The sequence below is a fragment of the Pseudoalteromonas sp. GW168-MNA-CIBAN-0100 genome (genome assembly GCF_040309225.1).
GTDB classification, from domain to species: Bacteria; Pseudomonadota; Gammaproteobacteria; order Enterobacterales; family Alteromonadaceae; genus Pseudoalteromonas; species Pseudoalteromonas arctica.
On sequence record NZ_JBEOOL010000593.1, the window covers coordinates 1 to 269 of the forward strand.

Sequence of the window (269 nt, forward strand, 5' to 3'; positions counted from 1 at the left end):
CTGTTTATATACAAGGGTAGATAGTAGCGTAACGGTAACAATAGCTAACCCTGCCCACATCGCATGCACAATACCTACAGGCATGCCTTTCATTGCTTGGCCTAAAAAAACAAACGCAGCCAAATGGCCCAATAACACCACTATGCTGGGCAGTAACCTAGTAAAGCCATCTGTTTGTTTTAATGCCACATGCGACATTGCTTCTGCAATAACACCTAAAAATAAAAATACCCAACTCATATTTTTTCCTATTTATTTTGCGAGCTGTT

At 40.1% G+C, this 269-nt stretch carries 1 protein-coding gene; it reads right to left on the bottom strand.

The genetic code is table 11. The annotated features are described in order from the left end of the window. Window positions 1-240 (bottom strand): DMT family transporter (locus AAEY62_RS22580; protein WP_350636655.1); only part of this gene is annotated, 240 nt, incomplete at its 3' end. Between the last annotated feature and the right edge of the window lie 29 nt (window positions 241-269).